Below are 23,670 nucleotides of genomic sequence, written 5' to 3'. Positions count from 1 at the left end.
TCATTCACCGAAGCCGCTATACCCGAAAGCATATTGGTCTTACTCAGCGTCTCTGGTTGGAATCCAACCTTTATCTCCTCTCAGGGAGAACCCGCGCAGCCGCCCTTCCAAGGCAGAATATTGTTTTTGCCGCTTGGTTTTCACGGTTTGCGGCTAGAGTTCTAGCCTATTCCTTTTACTCTAACATATCAAGATACAAGATAATTGATAGTAAAGTCTCTTAAGCCTAACTTTATAAAAACAAGTTTGGTCACAAGGCACGATTCATCTCGCCGCCAAATCGTAGATTATGGCGGGAGACTTCTCGCACAATCAAGTTAAGGGTTTACTTTCACCGCCGACTTGCCAACCTTTTGTTGCTTGACAAATCACACTTGAAAGGAATTAAACTGGTAACTTACTCCCTTCCCACTATAAGATTAGGTACTGTTAATGGCTGAAATCCTTATCATTGCTAGATTTTAGTTCCATAGTTTTATGCCGGAATGGGAGTATAGGGGAATTGAGCCTCACTCCGTTAACTGACTCAATGAAAAAACTACGCCGTGAGATGAATCGCCGGACAAGTCAGCTAACGCTATTCCATTTCGCGGTACTTAAATCCAGATTTTTGCTAACAGACGACTCCCTTGATTGGCTTCCAGCCCAGCCGATTTCAAATTTTTCCCTGAAACGTGAGGCAAAACCTGCTGTAGATCCTTGGTTACTGATCACTCTATGTTGATCCCAGTTGAAGCTGGGGGATTTACACGCCTGTTAAAGCACTTTGCCTGTGCAGATCCGGAAATGACAGAAAACGAGTATTATGAGCCTCCCGCTCTATTTGACCCGACTTCACCGCCTCATAAAGCACAGTCAAAGCCTCAAGGTCTGATGTTTGATACCCTTTTATTTCCAGAATTTGGCGAATTAGCCCCTCAGAAGCAACGCTGAGGCAGCCGGTTTTAAGAGCCGATTGGACAAGAGTGCGAAGAATCATGGTAGCCAAGCATTTGTAATCATAGGGGGTACTCCTAACACTATCGACGATCTTCCCGTTAAAGACCTTGATAAGTGTCAGTTGCTTGGTGTGATTTTCAACGCAATTTAGAGTGATGTGTGTCACTCTATAACCAACTTACTGCCTGTAGGCACCCCTGAACCCTCAATTACAAGAATTGCTTATGTACTATCCTAAAGGCTTTTTGTTAAGAATTTGTAAAATTAGCACCGTTTTTTTGAGAAGAGTTTGTTAAAGTTAGTCGTGCCGCTAACTCCAGCCGCTCAATTATTAAGGAAATCAACAGACAGATGTTTGCGATCGCGCTCAAACAGGAGCAATACTCAACCTATATCCTCACTGCCCAAGACTCTCAGTCTCGGTTGGAAGTCGTTCCCGAACGCGGCGGTCTAATTTCTCACTGGAGTGTTCAAGGTCAGGACATCCTCTACTTCGATGCCGAACGGTTTCGAGACCCGACCTTGAGTGTGCGGGGGGGTATCCCGATTCTGTTTCCCATCTGCGGCAACTTACCGGACAATACCTACACCCATAAAGGCAAACAATATCAGCTCAAACAGCATGGTTTCGCCCGCGATTTGCCCTGGCAGGTCACAGAACGAGTGACCGATGACTTGGTTAGCCTTACCCTAGTCCTCAATAGCAATGACCAAACTCGCGCTGTATATCCCTTCGACTGGCAACTCACCTTCACGTACCAACTTCAGGGCAATACCTTGACGATTTTCCAGCACTATACCAATCAGTCGTCAGAGGTGATGCCCTTTTCCACAGGACTGCATCCGTATTTCTTAACTTCAGATAAAACCCAACTCCAGTTCGAGATTCCGGCGGCGGAGTATCGGGATCAGCTAACCGGACAAGTTTCCCCCTTCACGGGCGGCTTTGATTGGAGTGAGGATGAAATTGATGTCGCCTTTCGCCAAGTCACCGATCAATCGGCAACGGTGACAGACCAGCAACGACGGTTAAAACTAACCCTGAGCTATGATGAACTCTACTCAACTCTAGTCTTCTGGACGGTTAAAGGCAAAGACTATTACTGTTTGGAACCCTGGAGCGCTCCCCGTAACGCATTAAATACGGGAGAGGATCTCACCAAATTGGCTCCTGGAGAGAGTTTGGAGACTTCCGTACAACTCAACGTCACTTTTTTTTGAAAAACACTCTACATTTTTGGTGATTTCTGCTATTGTAGAAAACGGCGCTTGAAAACGCGCATGACTTTGGGTCGCTAGCTCAGCGGTAGAGCACTCGGCTTTTAACCGATTGGTCTTGGGTTCGAATCCCAGGCGACCCATTTTGTCATATTTATTTATTTTTCTTTATAGTCAGGCACTATGGAGTTGATAAAGAAGACTAATTTTAGAATCTTGACGAGATAATTTCCTATAAACTGAAAAATATCTTAAGATTATTCTAAGAATTAAGTTTCTAGAAACGACTAGCTGACAAAACACCTAAAGTTAGGAGGACTTTTTTATGGCGCTCGTACCCATGCGGCTGCTTTTAGATCATGCGGCAGAGAATGGCTATGGCATTCCAGCCTATAACGTTAACAACATGGAGCAGATTCTGGCAATTATGCAGGCTGCTGATGAAGCTGACAGCCCCGTGATTCTACAAGCCTCTCGCGGCGCTCGCAAATATGCAGGTGAGAACTTCCTGCGCCACTTGATCACGGCAGCAGTGGAAACTTACCCCCATATCCCCATTGCCATGCACCAAGACCATGGGAATGGTCCAGCTACTTGCTACTCTGCTATCCGCAATGGTTTCACCAGTGTGATGATGGACGGTTCGCTGGAAGAAGATGCCAAAACTCCAGCTAGCTTCGAGTACAACGTAAATGTCACGGCTGAAGTGGTAAAAGTTGCTCACTCTGTCGGTGTCAGCGTTGAAGGGGAACTGGGTTGTCTCGGTTCTTTGGAAACGGGTATGGGTGACAAGGAAGATGGTCACGGTGCAGAAGGTAAGCTGTCCCGCGAACAATTGTTGACTGACCCGGATCAAGCCGTTGAGTTTGTTGAGCGCACCCAAGTTGATGCTTTAGCCGTAGCCATTGGCACGAGCCACGGTGCTTACAAGTTTACTCGTAAGCCCACGGGTGAAATCCTTGCCATCAGCCGGATTGAGGAAATTCATAACCGTCTACCTAATACCCATTTGGTCATGCACGGTTCCTCCTCTGTACCCCAAGAGTGGCTTGACATGATCAACCAGTATGGTGGTGCAATTCCGGAAACTTACGGTGTGCCTGTAGAAGAGATTCAAAAGGGCATTAAGAGCGGTGTGCGTAAGGTGAACATTGATACCGACAATCGTTTGGCTATCACCGCAGCAATCCGTGAAGCGGCTGCCAAAGATCCCAAAAACTTTGACCCGCGCCATTTCATGAAGCCTTCTATTAAGTACATGAAGCAGGTTTGCTCGGATCGTTATCAGCAATTCGGTACGGCGGGTAATGCGAGCAAGATTAAGCAAATCACATTGGATGAGTTTGCGGCTAAGTATGCCAAGGGCGAGTTAGCGGCTGTTACTAAGCAAACTGTAAAGGCTTAATTGTTGATCTGGTAACACCCATTTATAGCGAATCCCCCGTTAATAGGCGGGGGATTTTGTTTTTACTCAACTCCCTTAAACTGATCTAACGTTCTCACTTTACTCAAGAATAGCTCTAATCTCTTCTACGGAAAGACTACAAGCTGTGGCAATTTGTTCTAAAGTTAAACCCAAGGAGAAAAGTCGAGTTACAGTTTGCTGCTGTTGTTGTTGCAACGCTCTTTCGGCTCTTTCTGCTCGTTGACGTTCCTGTTCAATAAGTTCTTCCGGAAGCGGATAAGCTTTGCCTTGTTCGTCGTACCAGAATAACCATTCCCTTGTCCAAGCCACGTAGGTTCCTATGCCTCTCCCAATACCTAAACCCACTTCTGGCATCCAGTAAGGTTCCCCAGTTTGTAAAATATATTCTCCCTGTTCTAAACGATATAATTCCAAGGGGTGATGTTCGTCTCTTTGCCAGTAATTGGGGTTATAAATCAGGTAGTAAAGTACACCTAACTGAGCATATCTTTCTTTTTTGTCTTCATACTCATTGTTGTATTTTTTGGAGATAATTTCAATCGCCAGGATAGGCTGAATATTATTTTCTTCCCACAATACATAGCTGAGTCGTCCGGATTCACCTGAACGCCTCGGTACACCTATACTGAGAAACCCATCGGGGACTAGCACAGGTTGGCGTTTGTTTTCATAAAGGTAGTAGATCCCCATATCGACACCTAAAAACCAATCCTGGCGTTCTTGCCAAATGAACGACAGGATACTCAGTAGTAAGTTAGGAACTAAATTTTGTAGTTCATTATCCACAGGGGTATCATCGGAGCAGGGTAACTCCTGGCTAGTGGGTAGACGCGAAAGTGATTCAAATTTTACCATCTGTGGTTACTCCTAACCTTTATGGCGACAACTATATTTTCAAGATAAACGCTATTGTCTGAAGGAGTGAAAAAATCCTAAAAAATAGTGAGGGAGAAACCTATAGTCTGTACTAGATGATGCGATACAGAATGATTACGCTATTTGAGTTGCGTGTTGACGCCAGCCTGAGTTACCCCCACTTTGATCTACTTCATAATTCACAAGTACCCGTGTTCGGCGAGAAATTCGGGGGAAATATCATTCATCGGTAAAGAATTCCCACTAGGCACTTGATGTCCTAAGAGTTTCTCAACATACTTGCCTAAAATATCGCTTTCTAAGTTCACCCATTGCCCAGGCTGCAAATAACTTAAATTGGTTTGAGCATAACTGTGGGGAATAACTGCCACCTTAAACCAACTCCCTTGGGGATCACACTCAGCAATGGTCAAACTGACGCCATTGACGGCAATACTTCCCTTTGGCACCAAAAACCGAGCAATGTGACGCTGCCATGACTTTTGTAAGGATGCTGGTGCAGTAAAACACATAATCCAGGAATTTGCTGTTTTTACAGAATCCTGAAGTGAACCAATCCCATCAATGTGACCCGTGACAAAATGTCCCCCTAGTTTACTGCCTACTCGTATCGATGTTTCCAAATTCACATAAGTGGCTGCCTGATGTCGTTGCCCCAGAGTAGTACGGCTCAAGGTTTCATCTGAAGCTGTTGCCACAAAACCTTGGGACAAAATTTCTTCAACAGTCAAGCATATTCCATCGACGGCTACACTATCACCAATGGCAAGATTGTGTAGAATCACGGCTGCCTTGTCAGGAAGACAAGACAACTGAAAGCGATCGCCGCCTAGCGGTTGCAAGGTTCCTAGTGCTTGAATTAATCCTGTGAACACGCTGTTATCAAAGTAACTGGTCTGGGAACACTGATTATAGAGGCTCCGTGATAAAATGATTGTAGGGGTAGTGAAGGGGAAGTCAAACTGAGGAACTCTTCTGAACTCATTCGTGTTTAGCGATGGGGACTATCCAAATACCGCGTATACATCAAGCCAGAGTTGGCAATATCAACCCTTGAAACACCGACTTCATCACTTATCAAAACGAGTCTATCTTAAGGTTAGGAGACAAAGCAAGGAGGTGACAGTTCACCAAAGCGAGGGAGGTTAACCACTAGAGAGCTATTGGGGACAAGGATAAACGGTTATGTGTTTTTTTCATAAAGTCCCGAAACAAACGTCCTGAGACTGGGGCATACTTGGAGAAGATAATCTTTTTGATCTCTGCCCAATTCAATGATAGAGGACTGATTTTGGGGTTAATCGGTGAAGTAAGATAAAGCTAGTATGCTTGTTCTAGTTTTAATCCATCCAATGTGGCTTGACTGCTTCGCTTTGATGCCCTCGACGCCGACTGTATTCTAGAGGCTAAGCTAATGATTGAAATGAAAGTTGCTGGAATTGCATTAGATGCTGTCACCCGTAGCCCAATCGTGCTGCTGAAAGACTCACTAGAGCGACGCGCTCTGCCGATTTACATTGGACAAGATCAGGCAAAAGCAATTATCAGCGCTTTGGAACGCCAAAAAGCTCCCCGCCCTCTGACACATGATCTGTTTGTGGGTCTCATGGAAACATGGGAGATGAAGCTGGAGCGGATTATTATCCACTCCCTCCAAGATAATACCTTCTATGCGATCCTCTGCGTTCGTCAGGGTGAAGCTAAAAAAGAAATTGATGCTAGACCCAGTGATGCGATCTCGATCGCGCTTCGCACAGATAGTCCAATCTGGGTGATGGAAGAAGTTATCGCTGATGCATCAATACCCGTTGATCGAGATGCGGATGAAGAGGAACGACAGGCTTTCCGAGAGTTTGTATCGAGCATCCGACCGGAAGACTTTTCCCAGCATAAAGGATTTAAAACGGGCGGTGAAGCTTAAATGATACAAAGATGAGAAATGCATTATCGACGGTTTGGGAAAACCAATCTGTGGCTATCTGTGTTTTCCCTGGGAACCATGCGCTGCTTGGCGGGTGAGTCCGATGCTGATGAAACCATACAGTACGCGATCGCGAACGGGATTAATCACCTAGAAACCGCCCGTAGTTATGGTAAGAGTGAGCCGTATTTGGGGAATATCCTCAAAAAATTACCCGTACCCCGAGACCAACTCACGATTACCACCAAGCTACCGCCAACGCCTGATCCTCAGGTCATGGATCAGTGGATTGATGAATCCTTAGAGCGTCTACAGCTTGACTATCTGGATTGCTTAGCCATTCATGGGATCAACACCTGGGAACATCTGACCTGGGTGGAGTCCTCTAGAGGGTGTATGCAGGCGATACAAGACGCCTTAGCAGAGGGTCGGATTAGACACCTTGGCTTTTCCACTCATGCTCCCCTAGAGGTGATATTAGCGGCAATCCAGACCAATTTATTTGAATTTATCAACCTACATTATTACTACGTCTTTCAGCGTCATGCTCCAGCCGTAGAATTAGCGCATCAGAAGGATATGGGGGTGTTTATCATATCTCCGGCGGATAAGGGTGGACGATTGTACACTCCCCCAGCGAAACTGGTTGAACTCTGCTATCCCTTCTCGCCACTGGAGTTGAACTATCGTTTTTTATTGAGCGATCGCCGAATTACCACCCTGAGTGTAGGACCGGCTAATCCACAGGAATTGGACGCGCCGTTAGCCGTTGCGGATCGAGATGACTCCCTGACTCCCCAGGAACTTGAGGTATTTTCTCGGTTAGAAACCCAAGCTGAGACCGCATTGGGAACGGATCGCTGTAGCCAATGTTACCAATGTTTGCCCTGTCCGGAAATGATTAATATTCCAGAGGTATTAAGGCTGCGGAATTTAGCTGTAGCTTATGATATGACAGATTACGGGACATACCGCTATGGCATGTTTGAAAATGCGGGTCATTGGTTTGCTGGGGTAAAAGGGAATCGGTGTACAAGCTGTGGTGACTGCTTACCCCGTTGTCCGGAACAACTGGATATTCCTGGTTTGCTAGCTGATACTCATCAACGTCTCAATGGATCTCCTCGGCGTCGGCTGTGGGGATAAATTGGGGGCATCCCAATTTAGCCGATTAGCTGTTTGAGCCGCGATAAGTGTATCCCAGCCAATATCAAATCAGCGTTTGAGGTCAAATTCGCGTAAACTGGGTATTCAATTCCCTGATTTTAATTGCATCTCTATGGTTCCCATGCCCAGTTACCGCCCCAAACAACTCTCCCTTGGTCCATTAGAGGCAGAAATCTTAGAGATTATTTGGCAACTCGGTTCGGCTACCACCAAAGATATCCACGAACGAATCTTGGCTGATCCAGACCGAGAGTTAGCCTATGCTTCCGTAACCACAGTATTGCGCCGCCTCACCCAAAAAGGCTGGCTAACGTGCGATCGCAAAGATCGGGCATTTCGTTGGCAACCCTTGCTCTCGCAGGAACAGGCGCGGATACTGCAAGCCCATGATCAGTTGAAGCGATTCCTGGCGGTGGGAAATCCTGATATCATCGCCGCCTTTGCCGATAGTCTCGACCAAGCTAGTCTAGAACAACTCGACGCGATCGCCCAACGCTTACAAGCCATCCGCGAAGCGAGGGAGGAAAAAAAATGATTCATCTAATCCTAATTCTGAGCGCTTTAGCCGTGGCTTGGTTAACCCGAACCAGTTGGTCAGGAAACGAGGGTAGTTATCAGCAGCGCTGGCAAAATGCCTTAACCAAGTTCTTATTTCCACCACTGCTACTGATGATGACAGCAATCTCTATCGTCTGCATGGGACCCCAAGGGCAAATGGTTTGGCGATGGGAGGGCTGGTTCAGTTATGGGTTAGCTGGCACTTTCTTAGGATTTGTGGGAATTTCAGGGTTGAAACTAGCGTTTGCCGGATGGCGTTCTTGGCAACAGGTTCGCACCTATCCTCAGCAAACCCTTCATGGTAGAGCAATCCGCCTTCTCAACACACCCTTAGTTTTTAGCGCTCAAGTCGGATTTTGGCAACCGGAACTGGTGGTGAGTCAAGGCTTATTAGAGACGCTGGATGCTGATCATTTGCAAGCGGTTCTCACCCATGAAGACGGGCATTTTCATTATCGGGATACATTTTGGTTCTTTTGGTTAGGCTGGATGCGGCGATTTTCTTATGGATTAACTAATACAGAAGCGCTATGGCAAGAACTATTACTGTTACGAGAAATCAGAGCCGATCAATGGGCAGCACAACGGGTTGATTTTTTACTGTTAGCGGAATCTCTATTGACGGTTGTAAGCACACCGCTGATGCATTCGGAAAGTGTCTGTGCGGCTTTTAGCTGTACTGCACCTAAAAATCGTCTTGAGGAACGGATAGAAGCGCTTTTAGCTGACATCCATTTACCTAACCCGACTCATCTATACTTATTTATTTGGTGTTTATTCTCATGTTTGCCGCTATTTTTAATACCGTTTCACCGATGATTTTCAGTTTTTTAGAGCAAATGACAAATGACAAATGACAAATGACAAATGACAAATGACAAATGACAAATGACAAATGACAAATGACAAATGACAAATGACAAATGACAAATGACAAATGACAACTTAGTGAGAATCATGATGGGGTTGGTTTGGCGTGGGAAGAGAATGGTTGTCGGGATGAGAGAGGGATTCTTCAGCGCCGATAGGAATACGAATATTCCCCATACCCATTGAACCAATACTCACTAAGCCCATCGTTTGAAAACCAACAGCTATTGTTCCCATAGAAACTAGCCCAGCCGAGAAGACTCCCATGGCTACAGAACCTAGGGAGAACACTCCCATGGGAACAAAGCCAATTGAAATTACTCCCATGGGGACTACACCAATAGATACGATTCCCAGTGGAGCAATTCCGATGGCAAAAACTTGAGGCTTGTGGTGGTGAGAAGATATTTTGGACATGAGACACTGAAGCTGATAATATTTGGCTCTTGATTCTGGCAAAGCGGCAAACCCTTGTCAAAAGACAGGCTGTCAAACTGAGCTTCCCCAGTTTTCCCCCGACCTACTTAGGTCTGCTAAATAAGTCTTGTGGTGGGGTTAGAGAGCAGGGGAAGCAGGGGAAGCAGAGGGAGCAGGGAGAGCAATGGTACATTTTCGGTGATTCTATTGGCATAGTTTTCAAGATAGTCTCACATTTCCTTGAAGATGAACAACTTTCTCTACGGCTCTAAGTGTTGATAGCTAAGGGTTTCGGCTTTGTGCAGAAAGCCCTACTTATTCCAGTTGTGAAGAAAGATGTCAGCTATGCTACAATTATCCTGGTGTGCCAAACCATAGGTGTAACAAGGCTCAATACAGGTATCTACCTAAACGCGATCGCCTAAACAACCACCCAGTTAACCGTTAAGTTGACGCCAATGACCGATGTGTGTCCTTGACCAACGGCTCCGGTTTATCTATAGAAAAAACTAATCATATCGAATAGAAAGTCCAATCGTTACAGCGAATCGCTAGGTCTAAACTCCCTTAAACTTAACCTTAAGGAGACGAACGAATAACCGGGGAACCCGCATCTACAACTCTTAATCTCCAGAAAAATAAAGATTAAGAGTTCCAATAATAAAGCCCCAGCTATAAAATGCTAAATTTCTTACCGCCAACCCCAAGCACCGGGAGTCAGGCTTCCGATCCTTTTTTCACGCTCTCGTTGGATATGCTGTGCGTGTTGGGGAAAGATGATCATTTCCAGCAACTTAATCCCCGATGGGAAGAAATACTCGGCTTTACTAATCAGGAACTTTTAGCACAACCTTGGCTGGATTTGATTCATCCACACGATCAACGATTAACGATCGCAAAGCTAGAAACCCTTACCCATAATCCTACAGCATCAATCCAGTTTAGAAATCGCTGTCGTTGTGCCGATGGATCATACAAATCACTGTTGTGGAATGCTTCCATCCACCCCGAAAATCAATTGATTTACGCCGTAGTGCGCGATCAAACTGAATGCAAGCAATCTAAGGAAGCCCTACGAGATAGTGAAGAACGCTTTCGCTGTCTGGTGGAAAATGTTAAAGACTATGCCATTTATATGCTAGACCCAGAGGGACGGGTCATCAGTTGGAATCAAGGGGCTGAACGGATTAATGGGTATCGAGAAGACGAGATTCTCGGCGAATCTGTGTCTCGATTTTACTTACCCGAAGATGTTCAGGCAGGTAAACTGGAGCAAGCCCTAAAAATTGCAGCAGAAAATGGTCGATTTGAGGACGAAAGTTACCGAGTTCGCCAGGATGGATCAAAGTTTTGGGCAAATGCAGTGATTACAGCGCTGTACGACAAGAAAGAGCGATTGCGCGGGTTTACCAAGGTAGTCCGCGATATCACTGAACGCAAACTGGCACAAGAAGCGCTACAAAATGCTCATGATGACTTAGAACGACGGGTTACCGAACGCACGGCTGAACTGGTACAAGTTAATCAGCGACTCAGACGGGAAATTAAGGAACGTAAGCAAGTCGAACATCAACTGCGGCGATCGCAAGCCCAGTTGGAACAACAGACTCAGCAATTGCAAGACGCCCTGCAAAAGCTCAAACATACTCAAGCTCAACTCGTCCACTCCGAAAAAATGTCGAGTTTAGGGCAATTAGTGGCTGGCGTTGCTCACGAAATTAACAACCCGGTTAACTTTATCTATGGGAACCTGAATTACGCCGAGCAATACTTTCAGGATATATTAGAGTTACTTGAACTTTATCAGGAATCTAGTCCCCAACCCTCAGCTAACGTTCAAGAGCATATCGAACTCATCGATCTCAATTTCATTACCACAGATCTGCCCAAATTACTGCATTCGATGAAAGTGGGGGCAGATCGGATCTATCAAATCGTGCGATCGCTGCGGAACTTCTCCCATTTGGATCGTGCCGAGAAAACCTCGGTGGATATTCATGAAGGCATTAATAATACCCTGTTGATTCTGCAAAGTCGCATCAAAGGTAAAGCAAAGCAAAGCGCAATTACCGTTGTCAAAAACTATGGTGACTTACCCTTGATCGAGTGCTATGCAGGACAATTGAACCAAGTGTTCATGAATATTCTGTGTAACGCACTTGATGCCTTAGAAGAAGGGGTAGAGAAAGGCGCATTGGGCGAGGGTACTTCATCCAAAAACCCCATGATTGAGGTTGGTACGCAGGTGATCAACGAAAACTGGATTGCTATTCGGATTGCCGATAATGGCGTGGGTATTCCCGATTCCGTTAAGCAGCGACTATTTGACCCCTTCTTTACGACCAAACCTGTTGGCAAGGGTACGGGATTAGGCTTATCTATTAGTTATCAGATCGTGGTGGAAAAGCATGGTGGACATCTCAAGTGCTTTTCGTCACCAGGTCAGGGAACAGAGTTTGTGATTGAAATCCCTATTGAACCTAATCTAGAGCAGTACTGTTGTTCAAAGGTCTATCAAAAGCAGGTAGATTCAAATGTTCGATCATCTCAATCGTCAATTTCTAATTCCTTAAATCGCATGGCAATGAACTAAGGGAATTATCCATGAACAAATGACGAATGACGAATGACAAGCAAGAGGAGGCGATTGAAATCGCTGCTACACAAACTAAGTCCGCCTACGCGGACTGGGTTATAACGGGGGTAGCGTTCCCCGGATTTGGTATAACGAATGACGAATGACAATTACATAATCTTAAATTCTTTGAGTGCAGGCAAAAAGTTTCGGTTTTCATGACTAGGGCGACTAAGTTTAATTAGGGCAAAGCGCTGGGTGGGAGTTAGGGCTTCCCACTGTTCAGGCATGAGGGAAACGCCAACTTCTTGGGCTTTCGTTTGAACATCCTCAGGAATTATCGTCGCATCCATCCAGGCTGGATTAGGATCGATAGGCAGTTCCGAGGCAGATTGATCTGTATAGTTCGTCACCAAGTCTTGTAAGTACTGCCGATACGCTTGGCTTTCTTGGGCTGTGGTTGTGGGCATTTCCACTAACGTCTGACGTTCTTTCTGGGTGAATTGATGCCAGTGGGCTAATTTAAGTTTGACGCCACAGGTGTCTAATTTCATTCGTACCTGCATAGGGATGCAGCGTAAGGAATCGACGAAATCTTGCTCAAATTGGAAGAAGTGAGTCATAGTTTAAATCACAATTATGTAAGGAGATGGTCACTGTTTAAGCTGACATGATATGACATAAGACAAATTCTTCAATGAGGTTTTTTTGCTGTAGTGCGGCGGATAATCCAGTAACTGATGGAGAGAGAGAGAATCGCCAGGGCTAAACCAATAATTTCAAGTCCTCCGGTTTTGTCAAGGTTGAGAATAATAATTTTACGGGCAACGGCAATTAGGGAGGTGACGATAACCAGTTCAACTTGAACAACATGCTTCCGCAGATAAGCCGTAATATTTTCCAGAATTTCCAGGGCAATCAGAACATTTAAAAATAGCCCAAAAATTTCAAACAAGCTTTCATTAAAGAAACCGAAGGGTTCAACCAGCAATTGTTGAGAGAGAACGATAATCAGATCGAACATTGCCACCAAGATGACAGCAATCATCACTACAGACAAAATCTTGGAGACAATGCCCTCAACCTGTTCAATCGCACCCAGAAATGCACTGTCCCCACAAGAATTTTTGAATAGAAGGAGTAATTTTTTCAATCGCTGCATTTTTCTCTAGGAGTCACCCTAACACAACGATACTATCATTGATGAGGAAGTACAAGATGATTCTACTTATCTCCTCAGAAACTGGAGATGGGGACAGCAGTGATGGAGATGGGGGAAGTCCAGTTGCCAGATGAGGCTTATAGATTAAACTCACCCGGCGGGATTACATCGGCAATTCTTTACCCTAACTCGGTTTATCAGTCGTCTGTTTAGTCTTGATGATTCCTAAAGAAACAATGTTTTAAAGCCCAGAGACTGGGGAACTCTAAATGAGCAATCATTTTGTGGCTAAACTTCTTTCAACTTGGATTCTAAATCAAAAGGCTGTCCATAGTCCCAAATTTTCATGTCTAAACGATGATTGTATACCGTGATTTCCAAGTCAACGGGAGTCGATTGGGATAAGCCTTTGTGGGCGTGACGAACAACATTTGTAAACGCCTCAACCAGGGCGATTTGACCTAACTGCCAAACCTGTTGGGGAATGGGTAAATGCTGAAGCTGTCCATACCATTCTAAAATTTGCTCTACAGAATTTAGGTCGCTATTGACGGTAAGCCTCAGGTTTCGATAACGAGACTTCGCCCGGTTTCTGCGATAGGAATTGACCAACATCAAAATCAGACGTTGGCAGAAACAAATTAACCGAGCAAATAAATTCTTTTGGTGGCATTTCGGTAGTCTTTTAACAGGTTCTTGGTCATAGGCTTTGCTGATGAACAAACAATTTTTATGGTCTCGGGTACGAATGTATCTGATCTCATCGGCTATCTGGGAAATAATTTTAATGCCCATTCCGCCTTCAGGGAGTTGCTCTAGGGTATTTGGCATTTGCATTTGCATAAGAAAAGTCCCCTCATGGAAAGAAACTAATTTTTAGTATCCACGATTTTAAGGTAGTGCATTGTGATAGGTAGATTGACCGTAACGTGATAATTTCTGTTGGTCTGGGTAATTGATTGCACTCCCTAAATGTAACTTGAATCACACTAATACGGTTAATGCAATCAAATTCGTTACTTTATATCTATGAAAAATTTTCAGTCGCATCGATGACTGAAACGATTATCCAGACTAGGTTTTGGACTCAGGACTGGAGGGTAGAAGTAACAGACCCACTAAATTTTCCCTTGACCGCCTTGCTTGTTTGGTTTAGAGGTGTTTGCAGGCGGTTGGTATGATGCAGCAGTAACCTCTAGGGGAAAGGTAGGGTAATCACCTTTATACATTCTAAATGATCAATGCGATCGCGCCTAGTAAGTCATTGGACTCAACTCAAGTTGACCATGAGGACACAGGGAACAGTAAGAGTTTGAGGTATAGTTACAAAACTTAATACTATTGGGCTGATTTCTACCAACCTACTTAATCTGTCGGTTGCGATAAAGCAGGTAAGCTGGGGTAGAGATTTTTAAACTTTTCTTTGCCGAGCTACGGCGAATGGTATAGCATAACGGAGAATGTGCTAAGAAAATAGAGAACAATGGAAAACCCTGCCTCCCTTCATGTGGCGGTCACTGATGAAGCATTGGCAACCTCCGAACCCAAACCCCCCGCCAGTTCCAGCATATTTATACCAATCGACCGGAAAAAGCCCCTGAGTGCGGCTTGGATTCCCTTTATCTTCTTAAGCATGGCGCTGTTTATTGTTAGCCTAGCCAGTCCCGTTTTAGCGTTGCGGAAAGGAAATAGTGGGGCTGAGGTGACGACTCTTCAGAAAACGCTGCAAGCTGAGGGGTACTTTAATGGACCGATTACCGGGTACTATGGACCCTTAACCGAAGCCGCCGTCATCCAATTTCAACAAGCTAACGGACTTAGCCCAGATGGTATCGTTGGGGCGAATACTACCGCCACATTAGAGTCTGACGCCACCTCAGCAACGGATGCGAGTGTTGATACACCTCTAGAGTTTGAGTCACCCATACCAGAACCGGAGAAACCCGCCGTATCTGCCCGACCCAATTTTATTCTCCAACGGGGCGATCGCAATTCTCAAGTCACCTCTCTCCAGCGAAATTTACAAGTGGCTGGCTATTTTAATGGACCGATTACCGGGTACTATGGTTCAACGACCCAAGACGCCGTGATTCAACTGCAACAAGCCAAGGGATTAACCGTAGATGGGATTGCTGGACCTAAAACCCGTGCGGCATTAGAATCGACTCCAGTGTCATCCGCCTCACAAACTGCCCCCTCAACGGAAGCGACAGAGGATCGCATGGGATTCGCGAATCCTGGTTTAGTTCTCAAGCGAGGGAGTCGCAATTCAGATGTAACGGCGCTACAGAGAACCTTACAAGCACAGGGGTATTATGACGGACCAATCACGGGATATTATGGCAACCTCACCGAAAATGCCGTAATTCAATATCAAAAAGCCAAGGGATTAACCGTAGATTGGATGGTGGGTGCTATCACCAAAGCGAGATTAGAATTGCCCTCTGCTACGACAACAGAATCCCCAATTGAGTCTTCGACTTCGGAGTTAAATCAATCTACATCAGAGGACAACGCTGACGAGAGTACCTTTACTCAGGACTCATTCATCAAACCGGAGGAAAATTACGACCCGATTCCTTTGAATCAAGATTCGTTCTCTACACCGACAGAAAATTCCGACAATAGTCCCTTTAATCAGGACAGTTTTATTGACGAAGACAGCGAAAAAAAAAAGAACGATGAGCAACGTCAGTCCAGCCAGATGACGCTAAAAGAAACCATTTCTGGCAAAATTTCCCCTAAATCTATTGTGCATTCAGGTCGGGGTCTATTTTTTGCCCAGAATATGATGTACAGTCATACGATTACGGTGTATGACCGCCAGTATAATTTGGTCAAAACGATTGCCGATGCCGTGAATTTGCAGAAATATGGACATTCTAAGGGGAACGGAACCTATAAAGGATCTCCTGTAGAAGCAGCTTTTTCCGATAATGGAAAATATGCCTGGGTGTCTAATTACCAAATGTATGGTTCAGGATTTAATAATCCAGGGAGTGACAAATGTAGCCCCTCGCAAAAAACAGACAATAGTTTTTTGTATCGCATCAGTACCGATAATTTAGCGATTGACCAAGTGATTGAAGTCGGGTCTGTGCCTAAATTTGTCGCCACTAGCCCCGATAATCGGTTTGCCCTAGTCAGTAATTGGTGCAGTTGGGATTTAAGCGTTGTCGATATTCAGCAAAATCAGGAAGTGCGGCGGATTAAATTGGGTCGCTATCCCCGTGGGATTGCGGTTGATGCGGCATCCCAAAAAGCGTATGTGGCGGTGATGGGGTCTTATGATATTGCGGTTGTCGATTTAAATGATTTCTCACTCGACTGGATCAAAAATATTGGAAATTCACCACGTCATTTAAGTATTGATCCAGGTGGTCAGTATCTCTACGCCACGCTAAATGGGGAAGGAACGGTGGCTAAAATTGATTTATTTACAGGTAAGGTTTTACGCAAAGTTGTCACTGGGAATGCCCCCCGCAGCATGGATATATCCGATGATGGTGAATTTCTGTATGTGGTGAATTATCACTCAAATACCATGAGTAAAGTGCGTACTCGTGATATGTCAATTGAGCAAACGGTGAATACCAATGCTAATCCGATTGGAATTACGTATGATCCAGAAACGAATCAGGTTTGGGTGGCGTGTTATTCGGGGACAATTATGGTGTTTCAGGACTAAATAGGATTGTCATTTGTCATTTGTCATTCGTCATTTGTAAGGGTTGGCGGCTTGTTGACAAAACTTAGTGGGCGTGATGTTTTCTTTTGTCCGACGACTTAGTAATTATCAACATGGAAATTTATCAGCGCCACTCGTGGACTCTGACGGTTGAGGAAGCGACGGCGATTCAAAACCAACTCAGTCGTGAAATTATTACCTCGGATCAATTGGGTGAGGTAAAGTATGTGGCGGGTGTGGATGTTGGTTTTGAGGACAATTATGCGATTTCCCGCGCCGCCGTTGCGGTTTTGAGTTTTCCGGAATTGCAACTGATCGAACAGGCGATCGCACGTCGCCCGACAACGTTTCCCTATATTCCAGGGTTTCTCTCGTTTCGGGAAGTTCCTGTGGTACTGGATGCTTTATCTGAGATTAAGATAACTCCGGATCTAATTTTATGTGATGGTCAAGGAATTGCCCATCCCCGGCGCTTTGGTTTGGCTTGTCATTTAGGTTTATTGATTACAGTACCTACGATTGGGGTAGCGAAGTCGCGATTAATTGGTCAGCATGAGGAACTACCCCCAGAGAAAGGAAATTGGCAACCCTTACGACATCGGGGAGAGGTGATTGGCGCAGTTGTGCGATCGCGGACTGGGGTGAAGCCTCTGTATGTCTCTCCAGGTCATCTGATCAGCTTACCTACTGCGATCGATTATGTCCTGCGCTGCACTCCGAAATATCGATTACCGGAAACAACCCGTTGGGCTGATAAACTAGCATCAAACCGAATTAGTTGATTCTATCAAATCCTTTAGCAGCTATTCGATTCCTGGGGAATCACCGTGATTTCAGTCCGGTGAGGATGTCAATTCTTCAAGAACATCGAGGCGTAGGCGCACCTGTTTCTCATAAGGATTCTCTGCCCAAATTTTTTTAATGGGTGTAGTGGGATCGACGTTAATTTTTAGCGGCTTTCCTGGAGTACAATTATAGGTTTTCATACAATCACCACAGCGAATCGGCTTTTCTCCTCGCTGAACATAAATAATCAGTTGCGTTGCTGGTGAATCAAGCTGAATCGATTGTCGTGATCCCCCTGCTAAAACGTTTAGAAAGTACGACTTTAACGGTGACTGGATTGGTTGTTGAGTTTCAACGCTACTTTGATCAAGTGCTGGCAAATTTTCAGCTTGAGCAGGAAGGACGCAACAAATTACGAATAAGAGCGTTATAATAAAAAGTCTACGTTTCATAATTTCAGTATGTAGAACTTCGGTCAAGAAACCGGGTTTCTTTGGTGAAATGTCGATATTTGTTGTTTCCTTACGAGAAACCCGGTTTCTGGGAATACTCGATCCCCCCCTCAAAACTCAGACGCGCCATGGCGCGTCTCTACACTATTATTTGGTATCAGTCACTCTCAATCAGCTTTTCATCGGCTTCAATTAAGGCTTCCTGGAGTAAGGGGGAAAGGTTCTCAGTTAAACGTCCAGCGCGGATAAATTCAGCGTAGGTATCCGCCTCGATATCAACCATTCGTTCTTGCAGTTGTTCCATATCTAAGTTTTGTAACTGAGGATGGTGATGGAGTAATTGGTCAAGCTCGGTGTGAATACTTTCGAGTTGACCATCAACCAGTTTTATCTGATACTGACAAAATTCTGAATTCATTTCGTTGTTAGTCGTTGCTGACTCTAAATAATCTTTGACTCGATTGAGTGCCACACGACGGGCAATTGCCTCAGAATATTTTTGACGCACAGGTTGATCACCAATTAAATCCAGTTTTTCCAGGAGGAATTGGGTAGTTAATCCCTCAACTAAAAGTGTAAACAGTACCACGCCAAAAACCGTAACAATAATATCTTGTCGTCCCTCCAAACTCACCGGAACACTTAAGGCTAGGGCGATGGAAACCGAACCCCGTAATCCACCCCACCACAACACCGTTTGCTGTCGCCATCCTATATCAGACTTGACAAGTGCATTGCTAATCGTGGCTAAGCCGTAAATTGAGATGGCACGGGTGAAGAGAACGGCGCCAATGGCAACGCCAATTAAGCCGAGGTTTTGTCCCAAGCGGGGAAAATCAATTTGGTCACCAATGAGGAGAAAGACAATTGAGTTGACAAAAAATGCCAGAAAATCCCAGAATTCGGAGACAATTAAGCGAGTGCGGGGGTTCATGCCAATTCGGGAACCAAAGTTTCCCAGCACTAACCCCACAGTAACTACACCAATTACGCCAGAACCGCCAAGTTCTTCGGTAATTAGGTAAGTGCCATAAGCAGAAACTAACGTCAGGGATTGTTCGACGAGGGGTAAATCAAAGCGTTGGGTGAGAAAGGAAATACCAAACCCGATTAAGCAACCGACACCAATACCAATTCCGACAAAAGTAAAGAATTGGGCGACGGTGGTGGATAGAGAAAATTCCTGGGTACCGAGGGGAATACCGACTAATAAGAGAAAGGCGACGACGGCGACACCATCATTAAATAAGCTTTCCCCCTCCATCAGGGTTTTCAGGCGTTTATCCGCCCCCAATTCTCGAAATAGGGCGATAACGGATACGGGATCAGTCGCCGCCAGACTCGCGCCGACTAATAGGGCGATCGCCAGGGGTAATTCGGTAAATTGGGTAATGGTAAAGGCAATTCCCAGCACCGAAATCACCACCCCCACCACCGCAAACAGAATCACCGGGATTAAATCCCGCCGCAAATCCCGCCAACGGATATTCCAGGCGGCTTCAAACAGGAGGGGAGGGAGGAAAATCTCTAGAATCAGTTCCGGGGATAGGTTGACTAGGTGCACATCGACAAAGGCTAAACCCAAGCCGACAATAACCAGAAGCAAGGTATAAGGGATTTTGCGGAACAACGGAAAAATCCGGGAAACCGTGGCGACGCTGAGAGACACCGACAGCACCAAGAGAAATTGTTCCAGATTCTGCTCAATGGCAGCTTCGCTGATAGCGGATTCTACGGACATGAATAGAACTCCAAGGATACTGGCAATTTTGATATAACAGTACAACCTAGCGCAAGCAACACTATCTAGCGTAGGACTCTTTCCTCTCACCTATGCAATTGTAGGCAAAATTGAGGGAAAGTCACCCAAGCGACCATTAGCCTGATTGCTCTATTCCAAGCACAGCAGAAGCATTATGTCAAGATAAAGATAGAGGCGATCGATCCCCAAGTCAACTGAATTGTAATTTAAATGTAGGGTGTGTTAGCGAAGCGTAACGCACCATTTGTCTGACGTAATACAGCTAAAATTGTGGAATATATTTGGCGATTAAATAGGTGGACTTTGATTAAAGTTAACGGTTGAGATTAGGGAACAGAGAACAGTCAGTCCACTACTTAAACCGGGCGCACGTCTGTGCGCCCCTACAGCCGCATTAAACTGCCTTGGGTTGGAGCACCAGTGTAACCTTCTGCCTCCTTCCTATCTTCTAAGGTTCTTCAGTGATTGCAGGCATTGGCTGGAAGGAATTGGGTGATGGAGTTGATGAAATATTCAGTTGGGTCAGATACTGATCAACCGCATCAATTTTCTCCAAATTTCCTTCTTCAATAAACAAGTTCCTGGCTTCTAAAAGGAAAGAAACCGCCTCTTGTCCCCGTCCAACTTGCTGGAGGGCAATCCCCAGATTGTAAAACGCGAGTGATAGTTTTGGGTTGAGCAGAATGGCTTGTTGATATTCGGAAATCGCGTCCTCATACTGCTGATTGCGATGCAGCGCTACGGCTAAATTGTAGTGCGCCAGCGAATCGTAAGGATCGAGTGAAATGGCGCGTTCCAGTGCCGCGATCGCTTGCTCATATTCGCCATTTTTAATCAGTGCGGCTCCCAATTGGCGATAAGCATCCACATTGTCAGGATCGAGCCGCGTTACCCAATCAAATCTGCGAATAGCTTCTTCTACATCCTCTTGTTGCAGAAAAATTAGCCCCAGCCGATAGTGAGCGGGTGCAAATCGGGAATTAATTTGGGTTGCTCTGAGAAAGGAATTTTTGGCTTCAGTAATCTGGTTTTGTTGAGCTAGAAGCAATCCGAGTTGGTAATGGGCTTGTACGAATTGTGAATCATTACGAAGGGCTTGCCGTAATGCCGCGATCGCAGAATCGACTTGGTTTTGTTTGGCTAAGAGCAATGCCAGATTATACTTGGCAACCGCCGAGTTGGGATTGAGGCGAACCGCTTGTGTGTATTCACTCAGCGCTCCCTCAACGTTACCTTGGGCTTCTAATGCCAAGCCTAGATTATAACGAGCGGCGGCTAAATTGGGATCAATCGCGATCGCCTGTTGATAAGCACTAATCGCTTCCTCAATATTGCCTTGCTGGTATAACATCAAGCCCAGATTGTAATGCGCCTCTGGCATATTCGGATCGAGACCAATCGCCATCTGGTATTGTTCAGCGGCTGAGGAAATCTGACCTTGCTGAAATAGGGCATTCCCCAGTAAATATCGTGCCATCGGGATAAACGGATCTTCCTGTAGGGCTTTGCGAAAGGCTAACTCGGCGGTTTTGAAATCGCCGCGATTGTAGCGCATGACACCTTGTTGAAAAAATGTCGCCGCTTCTAGGTCATTCGTGTATAGTCCCTCAACTAACTGCTTACTGTGCTGACGCTTGGGTAGACTATTGGACAAGGCGGGACTAACCGACAGGAAACTGAGTGCGATCGCGGCGGCGGCAAGTCCAAAGCGGAAGTGGTAGTGTTTAGACATGGTAGAAGACGATGGGGAAATTGAATAAGGAATATGGGCGGGGGAAAGGGTTTATAGCGTCCTATCTTACTTAATAGTGCCAATTTCACTCCCCGATTGGTTCGCCCTTTAAGGGTTAACTGCTTCTGGCAAAATCAGCATGGCATCACCAAAGGAGTAAAATCGATAATTATACGCGATCGCTTCAGCATACAACTTCAACAGTCGTTCTCTGCCAATCAATGCACTCACGAGCATCAACAACGTGGAACGGGGCAAGTGAAAATTGGTAATCAACCCATCAACCACCTGCCACTGATAGCCCGGATAAATAAATAATTCGGTTTTGCCGCAATAGGGTTGCAATTCCCCACTCGCCGCTGCCCCTTCCAACGCCCTAACCACGGTTGTGCCAACGGCAATCACCCGCCCCCCGGAGGCTTTTGTTTGCTGAATTTGTGCCACCGTTGCAGGGGGTATCTCCAACCACTCGCCATGCATTTGATGATTCGTTACATCTTCTACCTCCACTGGGCGAAATGTGCCAACACCAACATGCAAGGTAATCGACGCCTGCTCAATTCCGCTTATGTGACACTGTTCCAACAGTTCAGGGGTGAAATGTAATCCGGCTGTCGGCGCAGCTACTGCACCAGGGATTTGGGCGTATACGGTTTGATACTGATCGGGTGTGGCTTGAGAGTGGGTGATGTAAGGCGGAAAAGGCACTTGACCATAGTTAGGTAACAGGGTGACTAGGGACTCCCCCTTGGGTAGGTCAAACTGCAATAGACGCCCACTGGTTGCATCATCTCTGGCAATAATTGTTGCCTTCAGGGGAGATCTATTTTTTATATTGTCCTGTCTTGGTGTTTCTGTATCGTCTGAAGATAGGGGAGTCTTCCCATGACTTGCCGGAACAATAGGTTGATCCGGTTCAAAGACTATTGTTGAACCCACTTTTAGCCGTCGTCCCGGTTTCACCAATGCCAACCAACAGTTCTGTTCCCGTTCCTCCAGCAATAACACTTCTACAGGCGTACCCGTTACCTTCCGACCATAAAGTCGAGCTGGGATTACCCTGGTATTATTCAAAACCAACAGGTCGCCGGAACGCAACAACTGAGGTAAATCTCGGAAAATGCAGTGTTGGTGCTGAGTTGGAGACTCAACCACGAGCAAACGAGAACTATCTCTAGGGGAAATGGGTGTTTGAGCAATCCGACCCTCTGGCAGATCATAGTTATAGCTGGAAAGCAATAGGTCATTCGTCATGGATGGTTCGATCAAGTACAGCTTATGAGCAATTTTTGACAAATTGGGTAGGTCATGAACGGGTCAGGGTTGTAGCTCTACTCTATACCGCGACTTGCCTTGTGCCATCGGGTACGAATCCCCAAAGATACAAGACCAAGAACTAAAATAACGGAATTGGGTATGATCCCCCAGTAGAGAGCGGGGGCTTTTCCCCTACCAATTCCTGATCCCCGTTGTCAGAATGAAGGTATAGCACTTCCTTGGACTCCACCCCTAGCTGCCCTATGGATTACCTTTATTTTTTAGCCAATGCGAGTTTGACACTGCGAGTGGTTGAGTACCTCCACTCCATGATCCAGCTTCCCGTTCAATATACAACAGTGATTCATCAAATTGATGGCTGGGTCATTAAAGTTAAAATGAACCATCCCCTCACGCCTCAGCAACATGGAGATTTCCAAGCCTTCATGCGCGAACTGGGAATTCCGTTCCAACCCGACATGCGCTTGCAAATGGCGTTTTGGAGCCTCGATACCGGACAATCTCCCATCGATGTCATGCGTCGCTATCAAGTCGCTGTGGTATCTCATGGTAACCCTGACAAGACTGATATTGAAGCGTTTCGCCAACAGTTTACCATGGGACTAGGATACTGCCCAGAAACTTTAGCCTAAGGAGTTGTCCATTCATCAGCCTCCACTATCAAAGCAAGTCCAAACCATCATGCCTTTGTCGGGGCAAGTTTAGCCATTTCAGGGGAGTCTGAATCCAGGCGCATTTTACTACCTTAAGAATAAAGTTAGAAGCCTATGCTCTCCTAATGGTTGAGCGTAGGTTGTTTTTGAATAGGTGGAGGATCGTCATTTGTCATTCGTCATTTGTCAT

The 23,670-nt window shown here is 45.6% G+C and carries 21 protein-coding genes, 1 tRNA gene and 2 pseudogenes; 14 read left to right on the top strand and 10 right to left on the bottom strand.

The genetic code is table 11. From position 1 onward, the window contains the following. Positions 1–717 precede the first annotated feature (717 nt). The 4 genes from RIC07_RS08965 to fba all read left to right on the top strand — a co-directional run bounded on the left by RIC07_RS08965 (position 718) and on the right by fba (position 3,562). Entirely contained in the window at positions 718–933 is a 216-nt protein-coding gene (locus tag RIC07_RS08965) for a hypothetical protein (protein ID WP_006103621.1), read from the top strand. Between the two features lie 357 nt (positions 934–1,290). Continuing rightward, entirely contained in the window at positions 1,291–2,160 is an 870-nt protein-coding gene (locus RIC07_RS08960) for an aldose epimerase family protein (protein ID WP_446394211.1), read from the top strand. 68 nt (positions 2,161–2,228) lie between these two features. Beyond that, positions 2,229–2,300: transfer RNA gene (locus RIC07_RS08955), tRNA-Lys, on the top strand. Between the two features lie 182 nt (positions 2,301–2,482). Beyond that, positions 2,483–3,562: a class II fructose-bisphosphate aldolase gene (fba, locus tag RIC07_RS08950; protein WP_446391544.1), complete on the top strand. Its 1,080-nt coding sequence runs from the start codon at positions 2,483–2,485 to the stop codon at positions 3,560–3,562. 99 nt (positions 3,563–3,661) lie between these two features. On the opposite strand, the gene RIC07_RS08945 is transcribed toward fba, so the two are convergent. Both RIC07_RS08945 and ribE read right to left on the bottom strand, forming a co-directional pair. After that, positions 3,662–4,438 (bottom strand): Uma2 family endonuclease, encoded by a 777-nt coding sequence (locus tag RIC07_RS08945; RefSeq protein ID WP_446394210.1) that lies wholly within the window; start codon positions 4,436–4,438, stop codon positions 3,662–3,664. Between the two features lie 200 nt (positions 4,439–4,638). Continuing rightward, positions 4,639–5,334, bottom strand: coding sequence for a riboflavin synthase (ribE, locus tag RIC07_RS08940; RefSeq protein ID WP_446394209.1), 696 nt, complete (start codon positions 5,332–5,334; stop codon positions 4,639–4,641). Positions 5,335–5,873: 539 nt separating this feature from the next. Between ribE and RIC07_RS08935 the strand changes: the two genes are divergently transcribed. The 4 genes from RIC07_RS08935 to RIC07_RS08920 all read left to right on the top strand — a co-directional run bounded on the left by RIC07_RS08935 (position 5,874) and on the right by RIC07_RS08920 (position 8,924). Further along, positions 5,874–6,380, top strand: a complete 507-nt coding sequence (locus RIC07_RS08935) for a bifunctional nuclease family protein (RefSeq protein WP_006103665.1) — start codon at positions 5,874–5,876, stop codon at positions 6,378–6,380. A gap of 18 nt (positions 6,381–6,398) precedes the next feature. Then, positions 6,399–7,526 (top strand): aldo/keto reductase, encoded by a 1,128-nt coding sequence (locus RIC07_RS08930; protein ID WP_446394208.1) that lies wholly within the window; start codon positions 6,399–6,401, stop codon positions 7,524–7,526. A 133-nt stretch (positions 7,527–7,659) separates the two neighbouring features. Continuing rightward, on the top strand, positions 7,660–8,082 hold the full coding sequence (locus RIC07_RS08925; RefSeq protein ID WP_446394207.1) for a BlaI/MecI/CopY family transcriptional regulator: 423 nt from the start codon (positions 7,660–7,662) through the stop codon (positions 8,080–8,082). Further along, positions 8,079–8,924, top strand: coding sequence for a M56 family metallopeptidase (locus tag RIC07_RS08920; protein ID WP_446394206.1), 846 nt, complete (start codon positions 8,079–8,081; stop codon positions 8,922–8,924). The genes RIC07_RS08925 and RIC07_RS08920 overlap by 4 nt, the downstream gene beginning before the upstream one ends. 126 nt (positions 8,925–9,050) lie before the next feature. On the opposite strand, the gene RIC07_RS08915 is transcribed toward RIC07_RS08920, so the two are convergent. Next, positions 9,051–9,392: a hypothetical protein gene (locus RIC07_RS08915; RefSeq protein WP_446394205.1), complete on the bottom strand. Its 342-nt coding sequence runs from the start codon at positions 9,390–9,392 to the stop codon at positions 9,051–9,053. A gap of 679 nt (positions 9,393–10,071) precedes the next feature. Between RIC07_RS08915 and RIC07_RS08910 the strand changes: the two genes are divergently transcribed. Beyond that, positions 10,072–11,985, top strand: a complete 1,914-nt coding sequence (locus RIC07_RS08910) for a PAS domain-containing sensor histidine kinase (RefSeq protein ID WP_446394204.1) — start codon at positions 10,072–10,074, stop codon at positions 11,983–11,985. A 26-nt stretch (positions 11,986–12,011) separates the two neighbouring features. Next, positions 12,012–12,134, top strand: a complete 123-nt coding sequence (locus RIC07_RS08905; protein ID WP_446394203.1) for a hypothetical protein — start codon at positions 12,012–12,014, stop codon at positions 12,132–12,134. 3 nt (positions 12,135–12,137) lie between these two features. On the opposite strand, the gene RIC07_RS08900 is transcribed toward RIC07_RS08905, so the two are convergent. The 3 genes from RIC07_RS08900 to RIC07_RS08890 form a co-directional block, all read right to left on the bottom strand. Beyond that, complete coding sequence (locus RIC07_RS08900; protein ID WP_446394202.1) at positions 12,138–12,590, bottom strand: nitrate reductase associated protein; 453 nt, start codon at positions 12,588–12,590, stop codon at positions 12,138–12,140. A gap of 71 nt (positions 12,591–12,661) precedes the next feature. Then, on the bottom strand, positions 12,662–13,129 hold the full coding sequence (locus RIC07_RS08895; protein WP_446383198.1) for a phosphate-starvation-inducible PsiE family protein: 468 nt from the start codon (positions 13,127–13,129) through the stop codon (positions 12,662–12,664). Between the two features lie 288 nt (positions 13,130–13,417). Then, the gene (locus RIC07_RS08890) at positions 13,418–13,972 is read right to left on the bottom strand and encodes an ATP-binding protein (protein ID WP_446394201.1); all 555 of its coding nucleotides are present in this window, start codon (positions 13,970–13,972) and stop codon (positions 13,418–13,420) included. A gap of 640 nt (positions 13,973–14,612) precedes the next feature. Here RIC07_RS08890 and RIC07_RS08885 point away from each other — a divergent pair. The 3 genes and pseudogenes from RIC07_RS08885 to nfi form a co-directional block, all read left to right on the top strand. After that, positions 14,613–15,227: pseudogene (locus RIC07_RS08885) on the top strand (peptidoglycan-binding domain-containing protein); the annotation flags it as partial. Positions 15,228–15,365: 138 nt separating this feature from the next. Then, a pseudogene (locus tag RIC07_RS08880) lies at positions 15,366–16,817 on the top strand (peptidoglycan-binding protein); the annotation flags it as partial. Positions 16,818–16,930: 113 nt separating this feature from the next. Then, on the top strand, positions 16,931–17,599 hold the full coding sequence (gene nfi, locus RIC07_RS08875) for a deoxyribonuclease V (RefSeq protein ID WP_446394200.1): 669 nt from the start codon (positions 16,931–16,933) through the stop codon (positions 17,597–17,599). Between the two features lie 51 nt (positions 17,600–17,650). On the opposite strand, the gene RIC07_RS08870 is transcribed toward nfi, so the two are convergent. The 4 genes from RIC07_RS08870 to queA all read right to left on the bottom strand — a co-directional run bounded on the left by RIC07_RS08870 (position 17,651) and on the right by queA (position 22,803). Next, positions 17,651–18,055: a hypothetical protein gene (locus RIC07_RS08870; protein WP_446394199.1), complete on the bottom strand. Its 405-nt coding sequence runs from the start codon at positions 18,053–18,055 to the stop codon at positions 17,651–17,653. A gap of 157 nt (positions 18,056–18,212) precedes the next feature. Beyond that, on the bottom strand, positions 18,213–19,796 hold the full coding sequence (locus tag RIC07_RS08865) for a Na+/H+ antiporter (protein WP_446394198.1): 1,584 nt from the start codon (positions 19,794–19,796) through the stop codon (positions 18,213–18,215). Positions 19,797–20,265: 469 nt separating this feature from the next. Further along, on the bottom strand, positions 20,266–21,549 hold the full coding sequence (locus RIC07_RS08860) for a tetratricopeptide repeat protein (RefSeq protein WP_446394197.1): 1,284 nt from the start codon (positions 21,547–21,549) through the stop codon (positions 20,266–20,268). A gap of 108 nt (positions 21,550–21,657) precedes the next feature. Beyond that, entirely contained in the window at positions 21,658–22,803 is a 1,146-nt protein-coding gene (gene queA, locus RIC07_RS08855) for a tRNA preQ1(34) S-adenosylmethionine ribosyltransferase-isomerase QueA (RefSeq protein ID WP_446394196.1), read from the bottom strand. A gap of 266 nt (positions 22,804–23,069) precedes the next feature. Between queA and RIC07_RS08850 the strand changes: the two genes are divergently transcribed. Further along, positions 23,070–23,459, top strand: coding sequence for a hypothetical protein (locus RIC07_RS08850; protein ID WP_446349499.1), 390 nt, complete (start codon positions 23,070–23,072; stop codon positions 23,457–23,459). The last annotated feature ends 211 nt before the right edge of the window (positions 23,460–23,670 follow it).

The organism is Coleofasciculus sp. E1-EBD-02 (assembly GCF_040218245.1).
Classification (GTDB): domain Bacteria; phylum Cyanobacteriota; class Cyanobacteriia; order Cyanobacteriales; family Coleofasciculaceae; genus Coleofasciculus.
Note: the sequence above shows the minus strand (reverse complement) of the source record. Positions and strands in the feature narration are given on the sequence as shown.